This is a genomic window from Pseudomonas entomophila, assembly GCF_029193575.1.
Taxonomy (GTDB): domain Bacteria; phylum Pseudomonadota; class Gammaproteobacteria; order Pseudomonadales; family Pseudomonadaceae; genus Aquipseudomonas; species Aquipseudomonas entomophila_G.
This window is the reverse complement of sequence record NZ_JARGCS010000012.1, coordinates 452,525-479,160: the sequence shown is the minus strand read 5'-3', so window position 1 is coordinate 479,160 and position 26,636 is coordinate 452,525. Positions and strand designations below refer to the sequence as shown.

28 protein-coding genes are annotated in these 26,636 nt (G+C 65.4%); 8 read left to right on the top strand and 20 right to left on the bottom strand.

What is annotated here, in order from left to right; all coding sequences use genetic code 11:
• Window positions 1-28 precede the first annotated feature (28 nt).
• The 3 genes from P0Y43_RS06915 to P0Y43_RS06905 form a co-directional block, all read right to left on the bottom strand.
• Entirely contained in the window at window positions 29-1,135 is a 1,107-nt protein-coding gene (locus P0Y43_RS06915; protein WP_275636546.1) for an NADH:flavin oxidoreductase/NADH oxidase, read from the bottom strand.
• A gap of 156 nt (window positions 1,136-1,291) precedes the next feature.
• Window positions 1,292-3,001, bottom strand: coding sequence for a single-stranded-DNA-specific exonuclease RecJ (gene recJ, locus P0Y43_RS06910; RefSeq protein ID WP_275636545.1), 1,710 nt, complete (start codon window positions 2,999-3,001; stop codon window positions 1,292-1,294).
• Between the two features lie 9 nt (window positions 3,002-3,010).
• Window positions 3,011-3,553: a YaeQ family protein gene (locus tag P0Y43_RS06905; RefSeq protein WP_275636544.1), complete on the bottom strand. Its 543-nt coding sequence runs from the start codon at window positions 3,551-3,553 to the stop codon at window positions 3,011-3,013.
• Between the two features lie 213 nt (window positions 3,554-3,766).
• Between P0Y43_RS06905 and P0Y43_RS06900 the strand changes: the two genes are divergently transcribed.
• Window positions 3,767-4,966 (top strand): CaiB/BaiF CoA transferase family protein, encoded by a 1,200-nt coding sequence (locus P0Y43_RS06900; protein ID WP_275636543.1) that lies wholly within the window; start codon window positions 3,767-3,769, stop codon window positions 4,964-4,966.
• 8 nt (window positions 4,967-4,974) lie between these two features.
• On the top strand, window positions 4,975-5,856 hold the full coding sequence (locus tag P0Y43_RS06895) for a TIGR02285 family protein (protein WP_275636542.1): 882 nt from the start codon (window positions 4,975-4,977) through the stop codon (window positions 5,854-5,856).
• A gap of 135 nt (window positions 5,857-5,991) precedes the next feature.
• Here P0Y43_RS06895 and P0Y43_RS06890 read toward each other — a convergent pair whose 3' ends face one another.
• The 12 genes from P0Y43_RS06890 to ffh form a co-directional block, all read right to left on the bottom strand.
• Complete coding sequence (locus tag P0Y43_RS06890; protein WP_275636541.1) at window positions 5,992-6,273, bottom strand: DUF3509 domain-containing protein; 282 nt, start codon at window positions 6,271-6,273, stop codon at window positions 5,992-5,994.
• Between the two features lie 9 nt (window positions 6,274-6,282).
• Window positions 6,283-6,777, bottom strand: a complete 495-nt coding sequence (locus P0Y43_RS06885; RefSeq protein ID WP_345774558.1) for a histidine kinase — start codon at window positions 6,775-6,777, stop codon at window positions 6,283-6,285.
• Between the two features lie 211 nt (window positions 6,778-6,988).
• The gene (gene thrC / locus P0Y43_RS06880; RefSeq protein WP_275636540.1) at window positions 6,989-8,398 is read right to left on the bottom strand and encodes a threonine synthase; all 1,410 of its coding nucleotides are present in this window, start codon (window positions 8,396-8,398) and stop codon (window positions 6,989-6,991) included.
• 52 nt (window positions 8,399-8,450) lie between these two features.
• Entirely contained in the window at window positions 8,451-9,755 is a 1,305-nt protein-coding gene (locus P0Y43_RS06875; protein ID WP_275636539.1) for a homoserine dehydrogenase, read from the bottom strand.
• 80 nt (window positions 9,756-9,835) lie between these two features.
• Complete coding sequence (locus P0Y43_RS06870; protein ID WP_275636538.1) at window positions 9,836-10,603, bottom strand: DsbC family protein; 768 nt, start codon at window positions 10,601-10,603, stop codon at window positions 9,836-9,838.
• Window positions 10,604-10,757: 154 nt separating this feature from the next.
• Window positions 10,758-11,654 (bottom strand): site-specific tyrosine recombinase XerD, encoded by an 897-nt coding sequence (gene xerD, locus P0Y43_RS06865; protein ID WP_275636537.1) that lies wholly within the window; start codon window positions 11,652-11,654, stop codon window positions 10,758-10,760.
• A gap of 96 nt (window positions 11,655-11,750) precedes the next feature.
• Entirely contained in the window at window positions 11,751-12,158 is a 408-nt protein-coding gene (locus P0Y43_RS06860; protein ID WP_275636536.1) for an acyl-CoA thioesterase, read from the bottom strand.
• Window positions 12,159-12,294: 136 nt separating this feature from the next.
• Entirely contained in the window at window positions 12,295-12,645 is a 351-nt protein-coding gene (gene rplS / locus P0Y43_RS06855) for a 50S ribosomal protein L19 (RefSeq protein ID WP_011535315.1), read from the bottom strand.
• Window positions 12,646-12,687: 42 nt separating this feature from the next.
• The gene (gene trmD, locus P0Y43_RS06850; RefSeq protein WP_275636535.1) at window positions 12,688-13,440 is read right to left on the bottom strand and encodes a tRNA (guanosine(37)-N1)-methyltransferase TrmD; all 753 of its coding nucleotides are present in this window, start codon (window positions 13,438-13,440) and stop codon (window positions 12,688-12,690) included.
• 3 nt (window positions 13,441-13,443) lie between these two features.
• Window positions 13,444-13,980: a ribosome maturation factor RimM gene (gene rimM / locus P0Y43_RS06845; protein WP_275636534.1), complete on the bottom strand. Its 537-nt coding sequence runs from the start codon at window positions 13,978-13,980 to the stop codon at window positions 13,444-13,446.
• A gap of 5 nt (window positions 13,981-13,985) precedes the next feature.
• Window positions 13,986-14,237, bottom strand: coding sequence for a 30S ribosomal protein S16 (gene rpsP, locus P0Y43_RS06840; RefSeq protein WP_008094480.1), 252 nt, complete (start codon window positions 14,235-14,237; stop codon window positions 13,986-13,988).
• Between the two features lie 234 nt (window positions 14,238-14,471).
• Window positions 14,472-15,848, bottom strand: coding sequence for a signal recognition particle protein (ffh, locus tag P0Y43_RS06835; RefSeq protein ID WP_275636533.1), 1,377 nt, complete (start codon window positions 15,846-15,848; stop codon window positions 14,472-14,474).
• Window positions 15,849-16,078: 230 nt separating this feature from the next.
• On the opposite strand from ffh, the gene P0Y43_RS06830 reads away from it, so the two are divergent.
• The 3 genes from P0Y43_RS06830 to P0Y43_RS06820 all read left to right on the top strand — a co-directional run bounded on the left by P0Y43_RS06830 (window position 16,079) and on the right by P0Y43_RS06820 (window position 19,699).
• A complete protein-coding gene (locus tag P0Y43_RS06830; RefSeq protein ID WP_275636532.1) occupies window positions 16,079-16,888 on the top strand; it encodes a cytochrome C assembly family protein in 810 nt (269 codons plus the stop codon).
• Between the two features lie 9 nt (window positions 16,889-16,897).
• On the top strand, window positions 16,898-18,103 hold the full coding sequence (locus P0Y43_RS06825; RefSeq protein ID WP_275636531.1) for a transporter associated domain-containing protein: 1,206 nt from the start codon (window positions 16,898-16,900) through the stop codon (window positions 18,101-18,103).
• Window positions 18,104-18,394: 291 nt separating this feature from the next.
• Window positions 18,395-19,699: an MFS transporter gene (locus P0Y43_RS06820; RefSeq protein ID WP_275636530.1), complete on the top strand. Its 1,305-nt coding sequence runs from the start codon at window positions 18,395-18,397 to the stop codon at window positions 19,697-19,699.
• Between the two features lie 83 nt (window positions 19,700-19,782).
• Here the strand turns inward: P0Y43_RS06820 and purT are convergent, their stop codons facing one another.
• The 5 genes from purT to P0Y43_RS06795 all read right to left on the bottom strand — a co-directional run bounded on the left by purT (window position 19,783) and on the right by P0Y43_RS06795 (window position 23,006).
• The gene (purT, locus tag P0Y43_RS06815; RefSeq protein WP_275636529.1) at window positions 19,783-20,964 is read right to left on the bottom strand and encodes a formate-dependent phosphoribosylglycinamide formyltransferase; all 1,182 of its coding nucleotides are present in this window, start codon (window positions 20,962-20,964) and stop codon (window positions 19,783-19,785) included.
• A 131-nt stretch (window positions 20,965-21,095) separates the two neighbouring features.
• Complete coding sequence (locus P0Y43_RS06810) at window positions 21,096-21,563, bottom strand: VUT family protein (RefSeq protein WP_275636528.1); 468 nt, start codon at window positions 21,561-21,563, stop codon at window positions 21,096-21,098.
• An 86-nt stretch (window positions 21,564-21,649) separates the two neighbouring features.
• Complete coding sequence (locus tag P0Y43_RS06805; protein WP_275636527.1) at window positions 21,650-21,844, bottom strand: DUF1289 domain-containing protein; 195 nt, start codon at window positions 21,842-21,844, stop codon at window positions 21,650-21,652.
• Window positions 21,837-22,361, bottom strand: a complete 525-nt coding sequence (locus P0Y43_RS06800) for a gamma carbonic anhydrase family protein (RefSeq protein WP_275636526.1) — start codon at window positions 22,359-22,361, stop codon at window positions 21,837-21,839. Before P0Y43_RS06800 ends, P0Y43_RS06805 begins: the two co-directional genes overlap by 8 nt.
• 45 nt (window positions 22,362-22,406) lie before the next feature.
• A complete protein-coding gene (locus P0Y43_RS06795; protein ID WP_275636525.1) occupies window positions 22,407-23,006 on the bottom strand; it encodes a CoA pyrophosphatase in 600 nt (199 codons plus the stop codon).
• 126 nt (window positions 23,007-23,132) lie between these two features.
• On the opposite strand from P0Y43_RS06795, the gene P0Y43_RS06790 reads away from it, so the two are divergent.
• The 3 genes from P0Y43_RS06790 to P0Y43_RS06780 all read left to right on the top strand — a co-directional run bounded on the left by P0Y43_RS06790 (window position 23,133) and on the right by P0Y43_RS06780 (window position 26,567).
• A complete protein-coding gene (locus P0Y43_RS06790) occupies window positions 23,133-23,687 on the top strand; it encodes an NUDIX hydrolase (protein ID WP_275636524.1) in 555 nt (184 codons plus the stop codon).
• 18 nt (window positions 23,688-23,705) lie between these two features.
• On the top strand, window positions 23,706-24,263 hold the full coding sequence (locus tag P0Y43_RS06785; protein WP_275636523.1) for a L,D-transpeptidase family protein: 558 nt from the start codon (window positions 23,706-23,708) through the stop codon (window positions 24,261-24,263).
• Between the two features lie 258 nt (window positions 24,264-24,521).
• A complete protein-coding gene (locus P0Y43_RS06780; protein WP_275636522.1) occupies window positions 24,522-26,567 on the top strand; it encodes a PhoX family protein in 2,046 nt (681 codons plus the stop codon).
• Window positions 26,568-26,636 lie beyond the last annotated feature (69 nt).

The following is a 26,636-nucleotide window of genomic DNA, read 5'->3' as shown; positions in this document are numbered from 1 at the left end:
AGAAGCCAGACCGAGCGACGCGCCGGGTTCAGTCGCGCAAGTCCGACTCGTGTATCGGGTTGGCCCGGCTGGTCGCGCGTTGGTACTGGGCCGGCCAGGTGGCCTTGCTTCCCCCCAGGTCGTCATCGGCGTGCAGAGGCCAATACGGGTCGCGCAGCAGTTCGCGGGCGAGGAAGATGATATCGGCCTGGCCGGTGCGCAGGATGTGCTCGGCCTGCGCCGGCTCGGTGATCATCCCGACGGTGCCGGTGGCGATGCCCGACTCCTTGCGCACCCGCTCGGCGAAACGGGTCTGGTAGCCGGGGCCGGTGGGGATCTCGGCGTGCATGGAGGTGCCACCGGAGGAGACGTCGATCAGGTCCGCGCCCAGCGCTTTCAGGCGACGGGCCAGTTCTACGGTTTCATCGGGGTTCCAGCCGTCCTCGACCCAGTCGGTGGCCGACACCCGCACGATCAGCGGCAGTTCCTCGGGCCACACCTCACGCACCGCCTGGGTGACTTCCAGGGTCAGGCGGATGCGGTTGTCGAAACAGCTGCCGTAGCGGTCGCGACGCTGGTTGCTCAAGGGCGACAGGAACTGGTGCAACAGGTAGCCATGGGCGGCATGCACCTCGACCACCTTGAACCCTGCGGTCAAAGCGCGACGAGCGGCGTCGGTGAAGGCCTGGATGATGCCCGAGATTTCCTCTTCGGTCAGCTCATGGGGCACGCTGTGCTCCGGGTCGAAAGCGATCTTCGACGGCCCGACGGGTTGCCAGCCGCCCTCCTCGACCTTGACGCTGCCATGCTTGCCCAACCAGGGGCGATGGGTGCTGGCCTTGCGCCCAGCATGGGCCAGCTGGATGCCCGGCACGGCGCCCTGGGCAGTGATGAAACGGGTGATGCGTTGCAGCGGGGCGATCTGCGCGTCGCTCCAAAGGCCCAGGTCCTCGGCGGTGATGCGACCGTCCGGGGTCACGGCTGTGGCTTCGGTGATGATCAGCCCGGCGCCGCCGACGGCGCGGCTGCCAAGGTGCACGAGGTGCCAGTCGTTGGCCAGGCCATCGACGCAGGAATACTGGCACATGGGGGAAACGGCGATGCGGTTGGGCAGGGTCAGCTGACGCAGGGTGTACGGCTCAAGCAGCAGGCTCATGACGGGACCTCCCAAGGACTCCAATGGTGATCCGGCCCGAGCACTCATGCGCGACCCTGGCCCGGTACCGGTCTCTTGAGACTAGACCAGATTGTTCTGGGGATGAGGTTTTGCGGGAGATGTGCCGGCCCTATCGCGGGGCCGGCACGGGCCACCTCAACGCGGCTCCATGTGCGCGATCATCAACTGCACACTCTCATTGCCCCGAAACTCGTTCACATCGAGCTTGTACGCCAGCTCCACCCAGCGCACGGTCGGGTTCGGCCACACATCGCGGTCGATGCCGAAGGCGATGCCGTCGAGCTTGACCGAGCCGCATTCGCTCTTGAGCACCACCTTCAGGTGCCGCTCCCCAACCACCCGTTGCTCGACCAGCTGGAACACCCCATGGAACAACGGCTCGGGGAAGTGCTGCCCCCAGGGCCCGGCATGGCGCAGAGCCCGAGCCAGGTCCAGGTGGAACTCTTCCACCGCCAGGCTGCCATCCGACAACAGGCGCCCGGTCAGGTCGTCCTCGCGCAGCTGGCGGCGCACTTCCTCGTCGAATGCCTGGGCGAATGCCGGGAAGTTGTCCGCCGGCAGCGACAACCCCGCCGCCATGGCGTGCCCACCGAACTTGCTGATCAACTGCGGGTGACGCGCCGCCACCGCATCCAGCGCATCGCGGATATGGAACCCCGGCACCGAACGCGCCGAACCCTTGAGCATCCCCTCCCCCGCGTCGGCGAAGGCGATGGTGGGACGGTGGTAGCGTTCCTTCAGGCGCGAGGCGAGGATGCCGATCACGCCCTGGTGCCAATCAGCCTCGAACAAGCACAGGCCATAGGGCATGGACTCGACCGGCAAATCCTTGAGCTGGGCCAGCGCCTCACGCTGCATGCCCTGCTCGATGGACTTGCGGTCCTGGTTCAGGCCATCGAGCTGCTCGGCCATGTCCTGTGCCTGGGCCGGGTCTTCGCAGAGCAGGCATTCGATGCCCAGGCTCATGTCGTCCAGGCGACCGGCGGCATTGAGCCGCGGGCCGAGGATGAAACCGAGGTCGGTGGAAGTGATGCGCCGGTGGTCGCGCCGGGCGACTTCGAGGATCGCCTTGAGCCCCGGGCGCGCACGACCCGCGCGGATGCGCTCCAGGCCCTGGTGCACGAGGATGCGGTTGTTGGCATCCAGCGGCACCACGTCGGCCACGCTGCCCAGGGCCACCAGGTCGAGCAGCTCGCCAATGTTCGGCTGCGGCTGGCTTTCATAGCGGCCAAGGCTGCGCAGGCGCGCGCGCAGGGCCATCAGCACGTAGAAGATCACGCCCACGCCGGCCAGCGACTTGCTGGGGAAATCGCAACCCGGCTGGTTCGGGTTGACGATGGCGTCGGCGTCCGGCAACTGCGCGCCGGGCAGGTGGTGGTCGGTGACCAGGACCTTGAGCCCAGCGGCCTTGGCGGCGGCCACGCCCTCGACGCTGGAGATGCCGTTGTCCACGGTGATCAGCAACTGCGGCTGACGCTGCAAGGCCACCTCGACGATCTCCGGGGTCAGGCCGTAGCCGTATTCGAAACGGTTGGGCACCAGGTAGTCGACATGCGCCGCGCCCAGCAGGCGCAGCCCGAGCAGACCGACAGTGCTGGCGGTGGCGCCATCGGCGTCGAAGTCGCCGACGATGAGGATGCGCTGGCGCTGGTCCAAGGCGTCGACCAGCAGGTCGATCGCCGCGTCAATGCCCTTGAGCTGCTGGTAAGGCAGCAACCGCGCCAGGCTCTTGTCCAGCTCGGCCTCGCTCTGCACGCCGCGGGCGGCGTACAGGCGGGTCAGCAACGGCGGCAGGTGACCGAGGAACGGCAGGGTCGATGGCAGGGGGCGGGGTTCGATGCGCATGGGGTCGGGTCAGCCACGCTCACCGAGCAGCCACTCCAACTGCACTTCGTGTTGGCCGCGATCGTCGGTGACGAACACCGTGCCTTCGCTGATCATCACGTCCCACTTGATGGTGCGCGGCATGTCCTTGGCGAGGATTTCCAGCGCTTCCTGAGGCACGGCGGCGATGTTGAGGTTCTTCAGGGTTTTGACCGCGTCCACCACCTTGTTCTGCCATACCCGCAGGCTGCCGTAGGCCAGCAGGCTGGTGCGCTCGGTGCGGCGCGAACACCAGGTCAGGCGCTCGGCGTCAGGCTGGCCGACCTCGATCCAGTGCAGGATGCGGTCGTCCAGGCTCTTTTCCCACAAGGCGGCTTCATCGACGTCCGACAACCCGCGCCCGAACGACAGGTTCTCGTTGTACCAGAGGGCGTAGGCCAGCAGACGCACGGCCATGCGTTCCTCGGTTTCCGAGGGGTGACGGGCGATGGTCTGACGGACGTTCTCATAGACGCCACGGTCGAGGTCGGTCAGGTTCAGTTCGAATTTATAGGTAGTGGACGGCTGGGCCATGGGGAGCGGGCTTCTTGGGAGAAAAGTCGGACAGTCTAACCGATCCTGTCAGGGGTGTTGTGTCGGTGATGGCCCTATCCGCCTACAGGCGCGGCTGTGTTCCTGTCCGCGCGGGCTTGCACCGCGATAGGGCCATCACTGCCCCACGGCAGTACCTGACACCGACCAGCTGTGATAAAACCAGCGCTCGTCCCCCGCAGCCACGGATGCCCCATGACCACCCCCAGCAAACCCCTCGCCGGCCTCAAAGTCATCGAACTCGGCACCCTGATCGCCGGCCCCTTCGCCTCGCGCATCTGCGCCGAGTTCGGCGCCGAGGTGATCAAGGTCGAGTCTCCCGACGGCGGCGATCCGCTGCGCAAATGGCGCAAGCTCTACGAGGGCACCTCGCTGTGGTGGTTCGTCCAGGCGCGCAACAAGCAGTCGCTGACCCTCAACCTCAAGCACCCGGAAGGCCGCGAGATCCTCAAACGCCTGCTCGCCGAAGCCGACATCCTGATCGAGAACTTCCGCCCCGGCGTGCTGGAAAAACTCGGCCTGGGTTGGGACGTGCTGCACACCCTCAACCCGCGCCTGGTCATGGTGCGCCTGTCCGGCTTCGGCCAGACCGGGCCAATGAAGGACCAGCCCGGCTTCGGCGCGGTCGGCGAATCCATGGGCGGGCTGCGCTATATCACCGGCTTTGAGGACCGGCCGCCGGTGCGCACGGGGATCTCCATCGGCGACTCCATCGCTGCCTTGTGGGGCGTGATCGGCGCACTGATGGCCCTGCGCCACCGCGAAGTCAACGGCGGCCAGGGGCAGGTGGTCGACGTGGCATTGTACGAAGCGATCTTCGCCATGATGGAAAGCATGGTCCCGGAATTCGACGTGTTCGGCTTCATCCGCGAGCGCACCGGCAACATCATGCCCGGCATCACGCCCTCCTCCATCCATACCAGCGCCGACGGCAAGCACGTGCAGATCGGTGCCAACGGCGACGCCATTTTCAAGCGCTTCATGCAGGCCATCGGCCGCGACGACCTGGCTGAAGACCCGGCCCTGGCCACCAACGATGGCCGCGACCTGCGCCGCGACGAGCTGTACGGGGTGATCGACCGCTGGGCCAACGGCCTGCCACTGGCGCAACTGATGCAACTGCTCAACGACGCCCAGGTGCCGGCCAGCCGCATCTACAGCGCCGAGGACATGCTCAGCGACCCGCAGTTCCTCGCCCGCGAGATGTTCATCCAGGCCCGACTGCCCGACGGCAAGCCGTTCAAGATGCCCGGCATCGTACCCAAACTCTCGGACACCCCCGGTTCCAGCGAATGGGTCGGCCCCGCGCTGGGCGAGCACACCGCCACGTTGCTGACGGGCCTGGGCTACGACGAGGCGGCCATCGCCCGCCTGCGTGAAAGCGGCGCGGTCTGACCCCGCCCATGCGCGCCAGCGGTCTTGCCCTGTGTGCCCTCCTGCCGCTGCTGGCCATGCAGGCGGCGCAGGCGCGCGAACGCCTGCTGTGGCTGGTACGCGACCTGCCACCGTTCACTATTTTCGAGGGTGAGCAGAAAGGCCAGGGGGTGATCGACCAGATGCTGCCACTGCTGATCGCGCAGATGCCCGAATACGACCACAGCATCGTACGCGTCAACCGCGCGCGTGGCATCCAGATGCTTCAGGAGCGCCAGTTCACCTGCGACCCGACCCTGTTGTGGACGCCTGAACGGGCGAAGTTCGTGCAATTCTCACAACCGTCGCTGGGCGTGCTCAGCAGTGGCGTGGTGGTGCGCAAACGCGATCAGGCGCTGCTGGCTCCCTTCCTCGAAGGGCAACAGGTCGACCTCGAGCGCCTGCTGGAAGACACCCACCTCAAGCTCGGCATCGTCGCTGAACGCAGCTATAGCGTGCAGGTAGACGAGATCTTGCGGCGGTTGCCGGACAACGCGTTCAGCCGCCACTACGGCAACGACGCCACCGCCAACCTGCTGCAAATGCAGCAACTGGGGCGTCTGCAACTGGTACTGGGCTATTGGCCGGAGGTGCGCTACCTGGTGCAGCAGCAAGGTGGCGCGCTGGACGACTTTCAGTTTCACCCGATCAAGGGAACACAACGCTACCAGTTCCTGCATGTCGGCTGCGCCAACTCGCCACTGGGCCGCGAGGCCATCACCCACATCGACCGCCTGCTGCCGGCCTTGCGTCAACGCACCCTGCCCGGCCTATACGCCAGCTGGCTGGACCCGACGCTGCGCGGCGGCTACCTGGAGGACGCCAAGCGTTTCTTCGACGAACAACCTGCGGCCGCCGCGCCAGGGCCGTGAGCTGGGCAAAAAGAAACCCCGGACGCTGGGGAGAACATCCGGGGTCAACTGAAAGTCCTTGGACTTCCCGTGGCACATCGATCGCTACCGGAGCAAAGCATCGATCGATTGCCCCTGCCAGGTCTGACGAAGTACTCAGGCAAAGGTTCCATGAAATTCTCGCTGGTGCCGCAAGGCGGCGATGACGCAGGGCTGCAAACGCCCTTCAACGATCTGCACGTCGCGGAGCAGGCCATCGACCAGGTCGACCAGCAAGCGCTGCTCCTGCAACTGGCGCGGGCTAACCGTGCGCCGCAGGACTTCGCCACCCTGGCGGTCCAGCAGGGTCAGTTGGCGGTTGCCGTCGGCGTCCACGGCACCCAGCCGGGCCTGGTAAGGGGTCAGGGCATCATTGAGCAGTGTGCAGATTCTTTCCATCCGGCGTACTCACTTGTTCGGGGAGGTATGGGAACTGACCGTCGGGCACGCTGGAAAGTTCGCCCAACCGTGCCCGTCCCAGCGAGCATGCGCGGGTGACATGACCGTTTGCATATCCCGCCACACACACCTGTCGGCAGGCCGCACCAGTCGCCGGAGTGTCGCCTGCAGGGCGCTGACCGGCAGCGGCCAGGACAACTGCGCGAGCACCCAGAGGCCCTGCTGGCGCGCGTCCTCCACGAGCTCCGTGGGCTCGCCGATGAACGCCAGCGCACGGGCCCGGCGCTGGCCGCACAAGTATTCGAGCAAGGGTTTAGCGCAAGAAGCTGGCAACGCGTGGTCGACCAGCAGCAAGTCGACGGGGTGATGTGACAGGCAAGCTTGCGTAGCCGCCAGGTCGGCAGCGATACGCACATTGAACACCCCGAGCGCGTTGCAGGCCTGGTGCAGGCGAATCTGGTGGGAAGGGCTGCCCTGGAGGATCAGGACGTCGAGCCGGTGCATGAGCCGCTCCTGAGGGCCGATGCCCTGTTTGGATGGGGCCGGTCACTCTAAGGAAGGCTGGGAAGGCGCTTGTATAAGAAAAGTCTGAAATAAGCCGGGAAACCTCCCGCCCTATTGTAGAAGCCGGTTTGCCCAGCGATGGCCCCTCACCGGCAGGATATGTCCGTGAGGGCCCCATCGCGGGGCAAGCCCGCGCCTACATGGGTGCGGCTTAGAGCGGCTTGCCGCGGTTGCCGTGCTGGCTGACGAAGGCTTGCACCGCCTTCAGGTCGTTGGCCAGCACCGTGCAACGCTCTTCGCGGCTGAACAGGTCGCTCAGGTGCGCCGGCAGCTCCAGCGCGCGGACGACGCCGGCCTTCTCCACCGCCTCGGGGAACTTGACCGGGTGCGCGGTGCCCAGCACCACCATCGGCGTTTCCAGGCTGCGGCGGCACTCGCGGGCGGCCTTGACGCCGATGGCGGTGTGCGGGTCGAGCACTTCACCGGTGGCGGCGAACACGTCGGCGATGGTCTCGCAGGTCTGCTCGTCGCTGACCGCCAGCGAGTCGAACAGCTTGCGCGCCTCGGTCCAGCGGTCCTGCTCGACGCTGAAGCCGCCACCTTGCTTGAAGGTGTCCATCAGTTGCGCGATGGCGGCGCCGTTGCGACCGTGCAGGTCGAACAGCAGGCGCTCGAAGTTGGACGAGACCATGATGTCCATGGACGGCGACAGCGTCGGGTGCAGGGTGTCCTTGGCGTACTGGTTGCCGCTCATGAAGCGGTGGAGAATGTCGTTGCGGTTGGTGGCGACCACCAGTTGGCTGATCGGCAGGCCCATGTTGCGCGCCAGGTAGCCGGCGAAGATGTCGCCGAAGTTGCCGGTCGGCACCGAGAACGCCACCGAACGGGCCGGGCCGCCGAGCTGCAGCGCGGCGTGGAAGTAGTAGACGATCTGGGCCATGATCCGCGCCCAGTTGATCGAGTTCACTGCCACCAGGCGGGTGCCCTTGAGGAACGACTGGTCGGCGAAGCTGGCCTTAACCATCTCCTGGCAGTCGTCGAAGTTGCCCTCGATGGCAATGTTGTGGATGTTGTCGCCGAGGATGGTGGTCATCTGCCGACGCTGCACTTCCGACACGCGTTGGTGCGGGTGCAGGATGAAGATGTCGACGTTGTCGCAACGGCGGCAACCTTCGATGGCCGCCGAGCCGGTGTCGCCACTGGTCGCGCCGACGATCACCACGCGCTCGCCACGCTTGACCAGCACGTGGTCGAGCAGGCGACCGAGCAGTTGCAGGGCGAAGTCCTTGAACGCCAGGGTCGGGCCGTGGAACAGCTCCATCACCCACTCGTTGCCGTTGAGCTGACGCAGCGGCGCCACGGCGGCGTGGGCGAACTCGCCGTAGGTTTCCTCGAGGATCTTCTTGAAGTCGGCATCGGCGATGCTGCCCTCGACGAACGGGCGCATCACCCGGAAGGCCAGCTCGTGGTACGGCAGGCCGGCCCAGGAGGCGATCTCTTCCTGGGTGAAGCGGGGCAGGTTTTCCGGCACGTAGAGGCCGCCGTCACTGGCCAGGCCCGCCAGCAACACATCTTCGAAATTCAGGGCCGGAGCCTGACCGCGGGTACTGATATAGCGCATGGTGCAAACCTTCGATCTGGGCGCGGGCCACCTTGGGCGGCCCGCCGCGAAATTAATTAAGCTGCTCGACGCGGATGCGCACGACCTTGCCGACCACGTCCTGCAGCGACTCCAGGGCGACGATGGCGTCGTTGATGCGCTGCTCGACCACGCCATGGGTCAGCAGGATCATCGGCACCAGGCCATCCTGCTCCTCGGCTTCCTTCTGCATGATCGACTCGATGTTGATGCCACGCTCCGAGAGGATGCTGGCGACCTGGGCCAGCACGCCTGGGTGGTCCTTGGCCTGGATGCGCAGGTAATAGGCGCTTTCGCAGGCCTCGATCGGCAGGATCGGGTGGGCCGACAGCGAATCCGGCTGGAAGGCCAGGTGCGGCACGCGGTTCTCCGGGTCGGAGGTCATGGCGCGGACCACGTCGACCAGGTCGGCGACCACCGACGAGGCGGTCGGCTCCATGCCGGCGCCGGCACCGTAGTACAGGGTGGAGCCGGCGGCATCGCCATTGACCATCACCGCGTTCATCACGCCGTTGACATTGGCGATCAGGCGGTCGCTGGGGATCAGCGTCGGGTGCACGCGCAGCTCGATGCCATCGGCGGTGCGGCGCGCCACGCCCAGGTGCTTGATACGGTAGCCCAGGGCCTCGGCGTAGTTGACATCGGCAGTGGTCAGCTGGGTGATGCCCTCGGTGTAGGCCTTGTCGAACTGCAACGGGATGCCGAAGGCGATGGACGCCAGGATGGTCAGCTTGTGCGCGGCGTCGATGCCCTCGACGTCGAAGGTCGGGTCGGCCTCGGCGTAGCCCAGGGCCTGGGCCTCGGCGAGCACGTCGGGGAAGGCGCGGCCCTTGTCGCGCATCTCGGTGAGGATGAAGTTGCCAGTGCCGTTGATGATCCCGGCCAGCCAGTTGATACGGTTGGCCGACAGGCCCTCGCGGATCGCCTTGATCACCGGGATGCCACCGGCCACGGCGGCTTCGAAGGCGACGATGACGCCCTTCTCGCGGGCCTTGGCGAAGATCTCGTTGCCGTGCACGGCGATCAGCGCCTTGTTGGCGGTGACCACGTGCTTGCCGTTCTCGATGGCCTTGAGCACCAGGTCGCGGGCCACGGTGTAGCCACCGATCAGTTCGATGACGATGTCGATCTCGGGGTTGCTCGCGACTTCGAACACATCAGCGGTAATGGGGGTACCGGTAATCTGGCAGTTCGGGTTCTGCGAGCGCATGGCGATCTGTGCCACTTCAATACCGCGCCCGGCACGGCGGGCAATCTCCTCGGCGTTGCGCTGAAGTACATTGAAGGTTCCGCCACCGACGGTCCCCAACCCACAGATGCCTACTTTGACCGGTTTCACTGTGAACTCCCCATTGAACGGCCGGCACCTGCGCCGACCGTGAAACATGCCGTCACCCATGACGACGGCGTACTGAATGATTACTTGGCAGCCTGCTGCTGAGCAGCCAGGGCCAGTTTGGCCACCTGCGGTGCCGGCTGGTAGCCCGGGATCACCTGGCCGCTTTCCAGCACGATCGCCGGCGTGCCATTGACGCCGATCGACTGGCCGAGCTGGAACTGCTTGCTGACCGGGTTGGCGCACTTGGCGGCCTTGATTTCCTTGCCATCGACCATCTTGTCCATCGCCGCGCGGCGGTCGCTGGAGCACCACACGGCCTGCAACTGCTCGTCACCCGGCGAACCCAGGCCCTGGCGCGGGAAGGCGACGTAGCGCACTTCGATACCACGCTTGTTGAGTTCGGGGATTTCGGCGTGCAGCTTGTGGCAGTAAGGGCAGGTGGTATCGGTGAACACGGTGATGTGCGACTTGGTCTCGCCCTTGGCAGGATAAACCACCATCTCGGCGGCCGGAATGCCGTTGATGAGCTTGGCGATGCCCAGGCGCTCGGCCTTCTCGGTGAGGTTGACCGGCTTGCCGTCTTGCATCTGGTACAGGTAGCCCTGCATGAAGAACTGCCCGTCGGCGCTGGCGTAGAGCACGCGGCCGCCTTGCAGCTTGACTTCGTAGAGGCCGCTGACCGGGCTGCTGGCCACGCTTTCGACCGGCACTTCCAGTTCGAGGGTTTGCAGGGTCTTGCGGATGGCCTGCTCGGCCCCGGCGCCGGCGGCGCCATCGGTGGCCGCGGCGACGGCAAAGGTACTGGCCAACGCCAGGGCGGCGGCGGCGAAAAGCTGGGTCACGCGCATGGGGTACTCCTGAAGGCGGACGGGGGCCGGAGGACGTTGCCTGCGGTGAAGTCGCGGCAACCGGGCGGCCCCTGGTGCAAACCGCTCAAGCCTACCACATCAGACTGGCGCGCAATCAGTCCCGAGGCACCGCCGGGCGGAACATGAAAATCATTCATCCACGCGGATGGTGCTGGGCGTGCAACTGCTGCAGGCGCGCCTTGGCGACGTGGGTGTAGATCTGCGTGGTGGACAGGTCGCTGTGGCCGAGCAGCATCTGCACCACGCGCAGGTCGGCGCCGTGGTTGAGCAGGTGGGTGGCGAAGGCATGGCGCAGGGTGTGCGGCGACAGCGGCTTGTCGATACCGGCCACGCGAGCCTGGTGCTTGATGCGGTGCCAGAAGGTCTGGCGGGTCATCTGCTCGCCGCGCAGACTGGGGAACAGCACATCGCTGGGGCGGGCGCCGAGCAGCTCGGCGCGACCGTCGCGCAGGTAGCGCTCGACCCACAGCACCGCCTCCTCGCCCATGGGCACCAGGCGCTCCTTGCTGCCCTTGCCCATCACCCGCAGCACGCCCTGGCGCAGGTTGACCTGGTCGAGGGTGAGGCTGACCAGCTCGGTCACCCGCAGGCCGCAGGCATACAACACCTCGAGCATGGCGCGATCACGCTGGCCGATGGCCTCGCCCAGGTCCGGCGCCTGCAACAAGGCCTCGACGTCGGCTTCCGACAGCGACTTGGGCAGGGGCCGCCCCAACTGCGGCATGTCCACCTGCAGGGTCGGGTCGACGGCGACCAGGCGTTCACGTAGCAGGTAGCGGAAGAAGCCGCGCACGCCGGAGAGGAAGCGCGCGGTGGAACGGGGCTTGTAGCCCTGGTCGAAGCGCCAGGCCAGGTGGTCGAGGATCAGCTCGCGACCAGCGTCGGGCAAGGCCACCCCGTGCTCCTGGAGCCAGCCATTGAACAGGGCCAGGTCGCTGCGGTAGGAGACGCGAGTGTTGTCGGAAAGGCCCTTTTCCAGCCAGAGGGCGTCTAGGAACTGGTCGATCAGGGGGTGGTCAAGGGCAGGCATGGGGTCGATGCTGAGCGATTGAAGTGGGGGCAGTGTTTCATAGCGAGCGACGGGTTGTCTGTACCGGCCCCGTGACAGGGCCGACACAGGAAACCCTCAAGCTGGCGGCAACACCGGCACCGGCCGCTTGTCCTCGTCGATGGCGACGAAGCTGAACACACCCTGGATCGCCTGCTCGCGCCCATCGACATACATGTTCTCGACGAACACATCCACCTGCACCTGCAAGCTGGTGTTCCCGACCTTGATCACCGTGCCCACCAGTTCGACGATCGAACCGGCGGCGATCGGGTGCTTGAAGTCGATGCGGTCGGTGGACACGGTCACCAGCGGCAGGCGGCAGAAGCGCGTGGCGGCGATGAACGACACCTCGTCCATCCACGCCAGGGCGGTGCCGCCGAACAGGGTGTTGTGGTGGTTGGTGGTGTTGGGGAAGACAGCCTTGGTCACGCGGGTCACCGACAGCTCGGTGCGGCGCTGGATTTCCTGGTCTCGTGGGGTCATGAGGGGTCACATCGCAAGGGTTGAAGACGGCGGTCGAGGCAACGACCGGGCCGGACCAGATAGCATAAAACGCAAAAAGCAGCCCGAAGGCTGCTTTTTTCTCGCAAGGCGGCCACAGCCACCGGTCAAACTGCACTCAGGACAGTTTTTCCTTGATGCGAGCGGCTTTGCCGGACAGGTCGCGCAGGTAGTACAGCTTGGCTTTACGCACGTCACCACGACGTTTCACGGCCAGGCTGTCGATCTGCGGGCTGTAGGTCTGGAAGGTACGCTCTACGCCAACGCCGCTGGAGATCTTGCGCACGGTGAAGGCGCTGTTCAGACCGCGGTTACGCTTGGCGATAACGACGCCTTCGAACGCCTGCAGACGCGAGCGGTCGCCTTCCTTCACTTTAACCTGGACGACAACGGTGTCGCCTGGTGCGAAGGTCGGGATCTCTTTGCTCATCTGCTCGGCTTCGAGCTGCTGGATGATCTTGTTGGTCATGCTGTGCTCCTAAGATGGATAACTCGATCCACCATCGATACGTTAACTATCGTCCCGCTCGCGGAGGTATTCCTCGAGCAGCTTCTTCTCTTCTCCAGAAAGTGAGCGACTTTCCAGAAGATCGGCGCGTCGTTCGAAGGTCCTACCAAGGGACTGCTTCATCCGCCAACGCCGGATATGTGCATGGTTGCCACTTAGCAACACGTCGGGAACGCGCTGATCCGCATACACCTCGGGTCGGGTGTAGTGCGGGCAATCGAGCAGACCGTCGGTGAAGGAGTCTTCCTCCGCCGAGTCCACATGCCCTAAAGCTCCGGGCAGCAGCCGCGTAACCGCATCGATCAGCACCATGGCCGGCAGCTCGCCACCGGAAAGCACATAGTCGCCAATCGACCACTCTTCATCGACATGAGCTTCGATAAAACGCTCGTCGATGCCTTCATAACGACCGGCGATCAGGATCAACGATTCCTGTTCGGCCAGGCCTTTGACCGCCTGCTGGGTCAGCTTGCGGCCTTGTGGCGAGAGGTAGATCACCTTCGCCGCAGCTCCAGTCGCTTGCCTGGCACTGGCCAGGGCATCTTCCAGAGGCTTGATTTTCATCACCATGCCAGGACCACCGCCAAAAGGCCGATCATCCACCGTGTGGTGGCGATCCGTGGTGTAGTCCCGCGGGTTCCAGCAGGTCACTTGCAGCAACCCCTGTTTTACCGCGCGGCTGGTAATGCCGTACTTCGTGATGGCCGAGAACATCTCGGGGAACAACGTGACGACTTCTACGCGAAGGTTACCCATCGTTTAGAAATCCGCGTCCCATTCGACACGCATCACACCCGCTTCCAGGTCGACTGCCAGCACGCATTGCGCCGTATAGGGCAACAAACGCTCGCGATCATCCAGGCTGCCTGTGCAAGGCTTGACCACCATTACATCGTTCGCACCGGTCTCCAACAGGTGATCGATCGAGCCGAACAGGTGTTCGTCCTGATTGATGACCTTCAGGCCCACCAACTGGTACCAGTAGTACTCGTCGGCTGCCAGATTGGGCAAAAGGCTCCGCGGGATGCAGATCTCGTAACCGCTCAGAAGACGGGCTTCATCACGATCGTCGAGGCCTTTCAGTTTCACGACCAGGCCCTTTTGGGAGCCACGACCGCTGACCAGCTCTACCTGTTTTACCGTGCCTTCGTGCCTGAGCGTCCAGCGCCGATAATCCAACAGGTTCTCAATCGGATCGGTAAAGGAATACACCTTCACCTCGCCGCGAACGCCGTGAACCGAAAAAATCTTGCCAACGACGATGAGGTCGTCAGCCTTCTCTGGCGTCGCGTTCATACTACTTAGGCAGCGGCCTTGGCAGCGTCCTTCAGCAGCTGAGCAACACGCTCAGACGGCTGCGCGCCCTGGCTCAGCCAGTAGGTGACGCGTTCCTGGTTGACCGACAGCTTGACTTCAGCGCCCGAAGCGATCGGGTTGAAGAAGCCTACGCGCTCAACGAAACGGCCGTCACGGGCGTTACGCGAGTTGGTCACGGTCAGGTGGTAGAAAGGGCGCTTCTTGGAGCCGCCACGGGCAAGACGGATGGTTACCATGTGAACATCGTTCCTATAGTCGGTGCTGCAAATCTGAAAGCCAAATAGGCACAGGGTGCCCAAAAGGCCGCATATTCTCGGGGAATACACGGACATTTGCAAATGGCTTTTTCAGCAAGGCCATGCCCCACTGCTCAGGTTTGCCGGTTAAGCCGCTGTTTCGCGGCCGTTTTCCCGCCGAGGCGGGGTCTGGCGGGCTGCCTTGCTAAAGAGAAGGCAACCCGCCGGATTCGCTTACATCTTCGGCATACCGCCGCCCGGCAGCATCCCGCCCAGGCCACGCATCATCTTGGCCATGCCGCCCTTGGCGGAGAATTTCTTCATCATCTTCTGCATCTGCTTGTGCTGCTTGATCAGCCGGCCAACGTCCTGCACCTGGGTGCCGGAGCCCAGCGCGATGCGGCGCTTGCGCGAACCGCTGATCAGCTCGGGATCGCGGCGCTCGGCGGGGGTCATGGAGTTGATGATCGCTTCCATCTGCTTGAACTGCTTCTCGGCCGCGCCCTGGGCGTTGCCCATCTGCGACAGGTTCATGCCGCCGATGCTCGGCAGCTTGTCCATCAGGCCGCCCAGGCCGCCCATGTTCTTCATCTGTTGCAGTTGGTCGCGGAAATCTTCGAGGTCGAAGCCCTTGCCCTTCTTGAGCTTCTTGGCAAGCTTGTCGGCCTTGGCCTTGTCGATGTTCTGCTCGGCCTGCTCGATCAGGCTGAGCACGTCGCCCATGCCGAGGATGCGCGAAGCGATGCGGTCAGGGTGGAAGGGCTCCAGGGCTTCGCTCTTCTCGCCCATGCCGATGAACTTGATCGGCTTGCCGGTGATGGCGCGCACCGACAGCGCGGCACCGCCACGGGCGTCACCGTCGACCTTGGTCAGCACCACGCCGGTCAGCGGCAACGCGTCGCCGAAGGCCTTGGCGGTGTTGGCGGCATCCTGGCCGGTCATGGCGTCGACCACGAACAGGGTCTCGATCGGCTTGACCGCGGCGTGCAGGGCCTTGATCTCGTCCATCATGTCGGCGTCGATATGCAGGCGACCGGCGGTGTCGACGATGACCACGTCGATGAACTTGAGCTTGGCTTCGCGGATCGCCGCCTCGGCGATGGCCACCGGCTTCTGGCTGATATCGGACGGGAAGAAGGTCACGCCGATGTCATTGGCCAGGGTTTCCAGCTGCTTGATCGCCGCCGGGCGGTAGACGTCGGCCGACACCACCATCACGCTCTTCTTCTTGCGCTCTTTAAGGAAGCGCGCGAGCTTGCCGGCGGTGGTGGTCTTGCCCGCGCCCTGCAGGCCGGCCATCAGCACCACGGCGGGCGGGGCGGCGTTGAGCGCGAGGTCTTCGTTGGCCGCGCCCATCAGGCTTTCCAGTTCGGCCTGGACGATCTTCACGAACGCCTGGCCAGGGGTCAGGCTGCGCGACACCTCGGTGCCGACCGCGCGCTCCTTGACGTTGTTGACGAAATCCTTGACCACCGGCAGGGCGACGTCGGCCTCGAGCAGGGCCATGCGCACTTCGCGCAGCGTGTCCTTGATGTTGTCTTCGGTCAGCTTGGCCTTGCCGGTGACATGGCGCAGCGTCTGTGACAGGCGGTCGGTCAGGTTTTCGAACATGGTGATCCTTTCAGGCCCAGTGAAGCCGAGGTTTTTCAGGCGCCCTTGGCGGACAAGCACACGCGAGGGGCACAGCAAGCCGGGCATTATAACGAAGAGCGGCGACGGCGCACACCTTGGCGCTGGCCGGTCGAGTGCTCGTGCCTGCCCCACGATGCGGCCACAGTCTTCCTTGCCAGACGCGTTCTATGCCAAACTCACTCCCTTTAAGGGCTCGCCTACCAGGACTTATGTTCTCCTCACCCAGCCTCATCCCCAACCTGCTCGCGGCCGTCCTTTATATCGCCGCCACGGCCTACCAGGGCTCGCGCCTGGCGCAAGGCGCGAAAGCCGACAAACGGCTGCTCGGCTTGCTGGGCGTGATCGCCGTGCTGGCACAGGCCGGCGCGCTGTTCTTCCAGTTGATCACCCCCCTGGGCCTGAGCCTCGATTTCTTCAGCGCCGCCAGCCTGATCGCCGCCGCAGTGATCGCCCTGACCCTGCTGGCGAGCCTGAGCATCCCGGTAGAGAACCTGCTGGTGCTGCTGTTCCCCCTGGGCGCGGTGACCACCCTGCTGGCGCAGTTCGCCCCGCCCGGTACGGTGCCGCTGATCAACGAAGAGCCCGGCATCCTCGCGCACATCCTGCTGTCGATCCTGGCCTACGGGCTGTTCACCATCGCCGTGTTCCAGGCCCTGTTGCTGTTGCTGCAGGACCACCAGCTCAAGCACAAGCACCCCTCGGGGTTGATCCGCAACTTCCCGCCGCTGCAAACCATGGAAAGCCTGCTGTTCGGCTTCCTCTGGGCCGGCTGGGGCCTGCTGTCGCTGTCACTGATCTCCGGCTGGCTGTTCCTCGACAACCTGTTCGCCCAGCACCTGGTGCACAAGACGTCCCTCGCGTGCCTGGCCTGGGTGGTGTTCAGCGTGCTGCTGTGGGGCCGCACCCGCCTGGGCTGGCGCGGACACAAGGCGATCCGCTGGACCCTGGCGGGCTTCTGCCTGCTGATGCTGGCCTATTTCGGCAGCAAGCTGGTCCGCGAATTCATCCTGCACATCTGACGGTCGCCCATGGACACCTTGCCGCACGCCCCGCTGCTCGGCACTTTGACACTGGCACTGCTGTGGTCGGCGTTGTTCAGCGCCGTCGATGCCGCCCGCCAGCAGCTCAACGGGCATAACCGCCCGACCGACCACGGCGAACCCGCCCTGCCCGCCCAGGCCCTGGTGCTCTGTGCCAGCCTCGGCAAGCTGCTGGTGCTTGGCCTGGCCTGCCTGATCGGCCAGCGCCACAGTGGCGAGCATGGCTTCTGGCTGGCCGGCCTGGGCGCCACTGTGGCGTTACTGGTGTTCGCCGAATACCTGCCGCGGCGCCTGGTGCGACGCAACCCGCAAGCGTTCCTCGCCCTGGGCGCCAGCCTGCTCAAACTGCCGCTCGCTGTCCTGCAACCGTTGGCCTGCGCCCTCGATGGCGTGGCCAGGCTGGTCCTGCGTCCCTTCCGTGTGCAGCCCAACGCCGTGGCCCTGCACCCACAGGCCGATGACGCCTTCGACGAGGACGCTCCCACCGAAGCGCCACGCAACGGCTTGCTCGACGGCTTGCAGGCGCTGGACAAGATCACCGTCAACGACATCCTGGTACCGCGCAACGAAGTGGACGGCATCAACCTCGACGACCCCATCGAAAGCATCGTCGAGCAGTTGATCATCAGCCGGCACACGCGCCTGCCGGTGTATCACGACGACATCAACCAGGTCGAAGCGGTACTCAACACCAAGCTGATCAGCCACCTGCTGCCACGCGCCGAGTTGACCTTCGAGGCCCTGCAAGCCGCCTGCTACGAGCCCTACTTCGTGCCTGAAAGCACGCCCCTGCAAATGCAGTTGCTGAACTTCCACAAGCAGCAGCGGCGCTTGGGCGTGGTGGTGGACGAGTACGGTGAAGTGCTGGGGATCGTCACCCTGGAAGACATCCTCGAAGAGATCGTTGGCGAGTTCGAAGACGAACAGAGCCTGGACAACCCGCACATCCATCCGCAGCCCGACGGCCGTTTCGTCATCGAAGGCACCGCCTCGCTGCGCGAGCTGAACCGCAGCCTCGGCTGGCACCTGCCGTGCGACGGCGGGCCGAAGACCCTCAACGGCCTGGTCACCGAAGCGCTGGAAAGCATCCCGGAAAGCGCCGTGTGCCTGAAGATCGGCCGTTATCGCATGGAAGTCCTCGAAACCGAGGACAATTGCGCCAGCAAGGTGCTGGTGTGGGCGATCAGCCGCTAGGCTTCGCAACCAAAGCCCCTGCGCGACGAGCAGGGACTTTTCGCATGAAGCCTGGCTATACTCGCCCAACGCTTACCCAGCCCCGCCGTCCCGCCCGCTACCCGCACCCGGCGCTCCCACGGCCAGTCCGCCCCACCGACACGCCCCGCGGCCCTGCGTCACGACCCCGAACAGTGCCTGCCTGCCCCCACCCCTTGGGCTATCGTCAGTCGGGCGATCAACAATAAAGACGCTCCTGCCTGCGCGTGCCGTGCACCGCCCAGGGAGCGAACGACTGTCAGGGACCTACGCATGACGACCAGCAGCACCTACGCCGACTCGACCCCGTCCGCCCCGGCCAACTCGCCCGCGCGGGTGGCCACCGCGAGCTTCATCGGCACCGCCATCGAATTCTACGATTTCTACGTCTACGCCACCGCCGCCGCGCTGGTGATCGGCCCGGTGTTCTTCCCCTCGGGCTCCGGCACCGCGCAGATGCTCGCAGCCTTCCTCACCTTCGGCATCGCCTTCCTCGCCCGCCCGCTGGGCTCGGCGCTGTTCGGCCACTTCGGCGACCGCATCGGCCGCAAGTCGACACTGGTGGCCTCGCTGCTGTTGATGGGCGTGTCCACCACGTTGATCGGCGTGCTGCCCGGCTATGACAGCATCGGCGTGTGGGCGCCGATCCTCCTCTGCGTGCTGCGCTTCGGCCAGGGCCTGGGGCTGGGCGGAGAATGGGGCGGCGCGGCGCTGCTGGCCACCGAGAACGCCCCGGCGGGCAAGCGCGCCTGGTTCGGCATGTTCCCGCAACTGGGCCCGTCGATCGGTTTCCTTGCCGCCAACGGCCTGTTCCTGACCCTGGCCCTGGTGCTCAGCGACGAGCAGTTCCGTGCCTGGGGCTGGCGCATCCCGTTCCTGCTCAGCTCGGCGCTGGTGATCGTTGGCCTGTATGTGCGTCTGAAGCTCGAGGAAAGCCCGGTGTTCGCCCAGGCCGTGGCGCGCCACGAGCGGGTGAAGATGCCGGTGGTCGACCTGTTCGCCAAGTACTGGCTGCCGACCCTGCTGGGCGCGGGCGCCATGGTGGTGTGCTACGCGCTGTTCTACATCTCCACGGTGTTCTCGCTGAGCTACGGCGTGTCGACCCTGGGCTACAGCCGCGAAAGCTTCCTTGGCATGCTGTGCTTCGCGGTGGTCTTCATGGCCCTGGCCACGCCGCTGTCGGCCTGGCTCAGCGACCGCTACGGGCGCAAGCCGGTGCTGATCGTCGGCGGCCTGCTGGCGGTAGCCTCGGGCTTCACCATGGAGCCGCTGCTGACCTCGGGTTCGAGCACCGGCGTGGCGCTGTTCCTGGCCATCGAACTGTTCCTGATGGGCATCACCTTCGCGCCGATGGGCGCCTTGCTGCCTGAGCTGTTCCCGACCCACGTGCGCTACACCGGCGCGTCGGCGGCGTACAACCTGGGCGGCATCGTCGGCGCCTCGGCGGCACCGTTCTTCGCCCAGCAACTGGTGAGCATGGGTGGGTTGAGCTGGGTGGGGGGCTATGTGTCGGTGGCGGCGGTGCTCAGCCTGATCGCCGTGCTGTGCCTGAAAGAAACCCGCGATACCTCGCTTTAAAAAGAAGGGGCCGCATCTGCGGCCCCTTCCTTTGTAGGCGCGGGCTTGCCCCGCGATGGGCTACAAAGCAGCCCCTCTGGCGATCAGAACTCGACCTTCACCGCCTGCGAAGCCCGGGTCGCCTTGGCGCGCGCCGCTTCGATCGACTCATCGCGCGCCAGGCACACGCCCATGCGGCGGGTGCCGTTGATTTCCGGCTTGCCAAACAAGCGAATAGCGGTGTCCGGCTCGCTCAGCGCCGCGCCGAGATTGGCGAAGCTGGTCTGCTGCGACTGGCCCTCGGGCAGGATCACCGCCGAAGCCGACGGCCCGAACTGGCGTACCGCCGGGATCGGCAGGCCAAGGATGGCGCGCGCATGCAGGGCGAACTGCGACAGGTCCTGGGAGATCAGCGTCACCAGGCCCGTGTCGTGCGGGCGTGGCGAGACTTCGCTGAACCACACCTGGTCGCCTTTGACGAACAGCTCGACGCCGAACAGGCCACGGCCGCCCAGGGCATCGGTGACCGCCTGGGCCACGCGCTGCGACTCGGCCAGGGCCTTCTCGCTCATGGCCTGGGGCTGCCACGATTCCTGGTAGTCGCCCTTCTCCTGACGGTGGCCGACCGGCTGCAGGAAGGTCGTGCCGCCCACGTGGCGCACGGTCAGCAGAGTGATTTCGTAGTCGAAGTCGATGAATCCCTCGATGATCACCCGGCCCTTGCCGGCGCGGCCGCCTTCCTGGGCGTAGTCCCAGGCCTTGCGCAGGTCGTCGGCGCTGCGCAGCAGGCTCTGGCCCTTGCCCGAGGAGCTCATCACCGGCTTGACCACGCACGGGTAGCCCAGGTCGTCGACGGCCTTGGCGTAGTCTTCGAAGGTGTCGGCGAAGTGGTACGGCGAGGTTGGCAGGTCCAGCTCTTCGGCAGCCAGGCGGCGGATGCCTTCGCGGTTCATGGTCAGCTGGGTGGCGCGGGCGGTGGGCACCACGTTGAAGCCTTCGTTCTCCAGCTCGACCAGCGTGGCGGTGGCGATTGCTTCGATTTCCGGCACGATGTAGTGCGGTTTCTCGGCCTCGATCACCGCGCGCAGGGCGACGCCGTCGAGCATGTTGATCACGTGGCTGCGGTGCGCGACCTGCATGGCGGGAGCGTTGGCGTAGCGGTCCACGGCGATCACCTCGACGCCCAGGCGCTGCAGCTCGATCACCACTTCCTTGCCCAGCTCGCCGCAGCCACACAGCAGTACACGGGTCGCGGTGGGCGACAATGGGGTTCCGATACGGGTCATTCCAGGTCCTCGAAGGCGTCGTGGGCGTGCTGCCCGCTGAAAAAGGACCAGTATTCTACACCTGCGTGCGTGGCTGTTGGAGGCGCTTTGCGGACCTTTCGCGACACAAGGCCGCCCCACCGGGCGTGGGGTCAGCCGGCAACGACCCTGCGCCGCGCGCGGCAGGCCATGATCAACCACACCGCCGTCACCCCGGCGAACTTCGAGGCCAGCGCGGTGCCGACCACGGCCGGGGTCAGCGCGCCGATCATGCCGAAGAAGATGAAGGTGTCCACCGGAATGCTCAGCGCCGAGCTCAGCCACAGGCGGTCGCGCAGGGGCCGGCGGGTGATGCTGAACACCAGCCAGTCGATCAGCTCCGAGACGAAGAACGCGGTGGCGCTGGCCAGGGCGATGGCCGGCTCCGAGGTGACGTACGACAGCACCAGGGCCACCAGCATGGCCAGCAGCGCGCCGTGGCCGTAGCGGGTCTGCACCATGTCGCGCAGGATGAACACCAAGCCGCCCCAGGCGGACCAGATCACGTCCAGGTGCGGGGCACTGGAGAAGGCGTAGTTGATCAGCACCACGCTGCTGATGTAGGCGAGGAGATAGAACATGTCGGGGGACCGTTGGGCAAGCGCGACAGATTAGCGTCGGCCCTATCGCGGGGCAACCCCGCGACAGGGCCGGCACAGCCACTGCGTCAACCGATGACCAGCCCCGCCGCCACCGCCCGCTCATGGCACAGTTCGAGCACCCGCCGCCGCTCCTGGTTGTCCATTCGCGTCCAACGGGTGATTTCCTGCACGGTGCGCTGGCAGCCGATGCACACATCCTGCTCATCCAGCGCACAGATGTTCACGCACGGCGAGGCCACCGGGCGCTCTTGCTCATTCATCATCGACCACCAGTTCACGCGCGTAACGCTCGGCGTTGTGCACGTAATGCGCCGCACTGGCCTCGAGCATACGCTTCTGCGCGTCGGTCAGCTCACGCACCACCTTGCCGGGCGAGCCCATCACCAGCGAACCGTCGGGGATCTCCTTGCCTTCAGGAATCAGCGCGTTGGCGCCGATGATGCAGTGCTTGCCGATGCGCGCGCCGTTGAGGATCACCGCGTTGATGCCGACCAGGCTGTAGTCGCCGACGGTGCAGCCATGCAGCATGGCGTTGTGGCCGATGGTCACGCCCTTGCCCAGGGTCAGCGGCGAGCCCATGTCGGTGTGCATCACCGTGCCGTCCTGCACGTTGCTGCCCTCGCCGATGTCGATCAGCTCGTTGTCGCCGCGCAGCACCGCGCCAAACCACACGTTGGCGTGGGCCTGCAGGCGCACCTTGCCGATCAGCGTCGCATTGGGCGCGGCCCAGCTGGTGGGGTGGGTCTCGACCCGCAGGTCGCCCAGGCGGTATTTCATGTGTCGCTCCTCACGGTTGAACGCAGGCGGCGGGGTGGGCCCCGCTCAGGTCTGGATGAAACGTTCTGGCGGCTGGTGCAGGCTGATGCCGGCATCGAACAGCAGGTTGACCAGCTCGACGATCATGATCGCCGACAGCCCCCAGATCTTGTAGTCGCCATAGCGGTAGCTGGGCACGTACCAGCTGCGGCCCTGGTAGTCGATGCGGTGGGTGTGGTCGCGCGGGTCCTGGCGGAAGAAAGCAAGGGGCACGGTGAACACCGCGGCGATCTCGGCGTCGTTGGCGCGGTACTCGACATAGTCCGGGATCAGCCCGACGAACGGCGTTACCTTCAGGCCGTGCAAGGAAATCAGCGGGCTGAGCGGGCCGACCACCTCGACCAGCCCAGGCGGCAGGCCGATTTCCTCCTCGGCCTCGCGCAGCGCGGTGAAGATCAGGTCGGGGTCTTCCGGGTCGCGTCGGCCACCAGGAAAGGCCACTTCGCCGCCATGGGTCGACAGGCCCTTGGCGCGCAGGGTCAGCACCAGCTCGGGCTCTTCGCTGCGGGTGATGGGCAACAGCACCGCCGCTTCGGGAAAACGGTGGTCCGTCTCCAGCGACGCGGGGGTATGGTTGCTCATTCGGCGAAGAAGCTCGTCCAGCATTACGCACTCTCGATTCCAAGGCCTGCCGTGCATGATGCACCAAAGGCGCGGGGCACCCAAGCCCTGCCCGCTTGCGGCCAGGCCGCCGGGCGCGCCAAGATAGCCGCATCTAAAGGGAAGCAAAGCATGAAATTCTGCAGCGCGTGCGGCCAACCGGTCATTCAGCGGATCCCCGAGGGCGACAGCCGCCTGCGGTATGTCTGCGACTCCTGCCAGACCATCCACTACCAGAACCCCAATATCGTCGCCGGGGTGCTGCCCACCTGGGGCAGCCAGGTGCTGTTGTGCCGCCGCGCCATCGAGCCACGCCGCGGTTTCTGGACCCTGCCCGCCGGTTTCATGGAGAACGGCGAGACGATCGACCAGGCCGCCCGTCGCGAAACCGTCGAGGAAGCCTGCGCGCGGGTCGGGGCGATGAGCCTGTACCAACTGTTCGACCTGCCGCACATCAACCAGGTGCACGTGTTCTTCCGCGCCGAGCTTGCCGACCTGGGTTTCGCCGTCGGCGTCGAGAGCCTGGAGGTGCGACTGTTCGAGGAACACGAGATTCCCTGGGGCGAGCTGGCTTTCCGCACCGTCACACGCACACTAGAATGCTATTATCGCGACCGCGTCGGGCAGCAGTACCCCATCGGCCATGAGTACCTGCCGCCCATGAACGTCGCGTCGTCCACTACCTAGCTTTCAGGATACGGTTTCATGCGCTGGTTGCTCGCCCTCATCTGCCTCAGCGTCGCCTCGGTGTCCCAGGCGGCCTTCACCGAGACCATCCTCCGCAACCCGCAGCCGGCCAAGCAGCCACAGGCCTTGCAGTCGCCGGCCACGAACGCGCCGATGATCGACAAGGTGCTGGTGCTCAAGTCCGAGCGCCGCCTGCAGTTGATCAGCCGTGGCGAGCCGCTCAAGACCTACCGTATCTCCCTGGGCAAGCAGCCCAAGGGCGCCAAGGAACGCGAAGGCGACAAGAAAACTCCCGAAGGTTTCTACTGGCTCGACTGGCGCAAGGTCAGCGACCGCTACAACCTGGCCATGCACATTTCCTACCCGAACATCACCGATGCCGCCAAGGCTCGCCGCGAAGGGCTCAACCCCGGCAGCATGATCATGATCCACGGCACGCCGATCAACGAGGAATACCCCGAGTGGTACTTCCACACGCTGGACTGGACCGAGGGCTGCATCGCCATGCGCAACGACGACATGCGCGAGGTCTGGAGCATGGTCAAGGACGGCACGCTGATCGAAATTCGCCCGTAACGTCCTACGTTCTCGGAAACTGCCAGATTTTGCCCACGCCTCAGCCACTGGCTGACATACACCCGAGGCGGCGCATCGCATCCAATCGAGTGATGTGTTTTTTAGAATACACCCCACCTAAAATGCCGAAAAGATCTGACAGAGCCCGCATTAAGAACCGGGCGTTTTAAAACCTCGTTAACATTTCCGCCAATCAATCATCACACTTGCGCATTAAAGTCGCGGTTTCCTTCAACTCAATAACGAAAGGACACCCTGATGAGTCGAGAAAGCGGCGACAACCTGGACCGCAACCTTAGCGGCAACCCGCCCATGGCCAGCGTGATGGATGTCTACCTGAGCCGTCGCACCATGATGCGCGGCAGCCTTGGCGCCGCCATCGCCATGATCGCCGGCGCCGGCCTGACCGGCTGCTTCGACGGCAGCGGCGGTTCAGAACGCGACAAACCGGTCACCGAGCCGCACTCATCGAAACTCAAGCTGGGCTTCCAATCCATCGCCGGTTCGCGCACCGATGGCTGTGTCGTCGCCGCTGGCTACAGCGCCTATGTCCTGGCGCCGTGGGGCACGCCGCTCAACAGCAACGGCAACCCGTGGAAATCCGACGGCAGCAACACCGCCACCGACCAGGCCAACGCCATGGGCCAGAACCATGACGGCATGCATTTCTTCCCCATCAACGGCAGCTCCGACGATGGCTTGCTGGCGATCAACTTCGAATACATCGAGCCCGCCGCGCTGCACCCCAACGGCCCGACCACCGTGGCGGGCAAGCGCCCGGTCGAGGAAGTGCGCAAGGAAATCAACGCTCACGGCGCTGGCGTGGTGCGCCTGACCAAGGTCAACGGCCGCTGGCAGGTGATGCACAACGACCCACTCAACCGCCGCTTCACCACCGCCTCGGTGATGAACATCGCCGGCCCCCTGCGTGGCACCGACCACGTCAAGACCCCGTTCTCGCCCACCGGCACCCAGGCCCGCGGCACCAACAACAACTGCGGCAATGGCTACACCCCGTGGGGCACCTACCTGACCTGCGAGGAGAACTGGCCGGGCATCTTCGTCAACACCGGCGTGCGCCCCGCCGACCAGGTGCGCATCGGCGTCAGCGCCACCCGCGGCCAGTACCAATGGGAAACCGCAGCCGGTGACAGCAGCGAAGTGAACGGCGAGTTCGCCCGCTTCGACATCACCCCCCGCGGCGCCACCGCCACCGATGACTACCGCAACGAAGCCAGCACCTATGGCTACATCGTCGAGATCGACCCGTACAACGCCGCCACCCTGGCGGTAAAGCGCACGGCCCTTGGCCGCTTCCGCCACGAAGGCTGCTGCCCGGGCCTGCCGGTGGCCGGCAAGCCGCTGGTCTGGTACACCGGCGACGATTCCAACAACGAGTACCTGTACAAGTTCGTCTCCGACGCCGTGTGGGACCCAGCCGACGCCACCCCGGCCGACCGCCTGGCCACCGGCGCCAAGTACCTGGACAAGGGCAAGCTCTACGTGGCGCGCTTCAACGCCGACGGCACCGGCGTGTGGCTGCTGCTCGACGTCGCCACCGCGACCACTGCCGGCAGTACCTTGGGCGCGCTGTACAGCGACCTGCCGGGCATCATCCTCAATACCCGCGGTGCCGCCGACGCGGTGGGCGCAACACCGATGGACCGCCCCGAATGGACAGCGGTGAACCCGCTCAACGGCGACGTGTACCTGACCCTGACCAACAACAGCGCGCGCACCGCGGCGCAAGTCGACGCCGCCAACCCACGCGGCCCGAACCGCCATGGCCACATCATCCGCTGGCATGACAGCGACGATCACCAGCGCTTCACCTGGGACATCTTCGTGTTCGGCGCGAATGCCGCCGGCGCGCCAGACATCAACCGCTCCGGCCTGACCGAACTGAACCAGTTCGCCAGCCCCGACGGCATGAGTTTCGATAGCCGTGGGGTGCTGTGGTTCGAGACCGACAACGGCGAGGCCACGCTGACCAGCTACACCAACGACCAGTTGCTGGCGGTGATTCCCACCGACCTCAAGGATGCGACCGGCAAGCAGACCCCGGTGAACGCGCAGAACCAGGCCGACCTGCGACGGTTCTTCGTCGGGCCGAATGGTTGCGAAGTGACGGGGATTACCTTCACGCCTGACAACAAGACGCTGTTCATCAATATCCAGCACCCGGGCAACTGGCCGTACACCGAAAAGGCCACCGACGCCACCCCGGCGGGCGCCACGGTGCGGCCCCGGGCGTCTACGGTGGTGATCCAGCGCACTGATGGTGGCGAGATCGGCACGGCCTGATTGCCGGAAGATTTGCGCAGGCCTTACCGGCCCAATCGCGGGGCAAGCCCGCGATTGGGTCGGCATCAC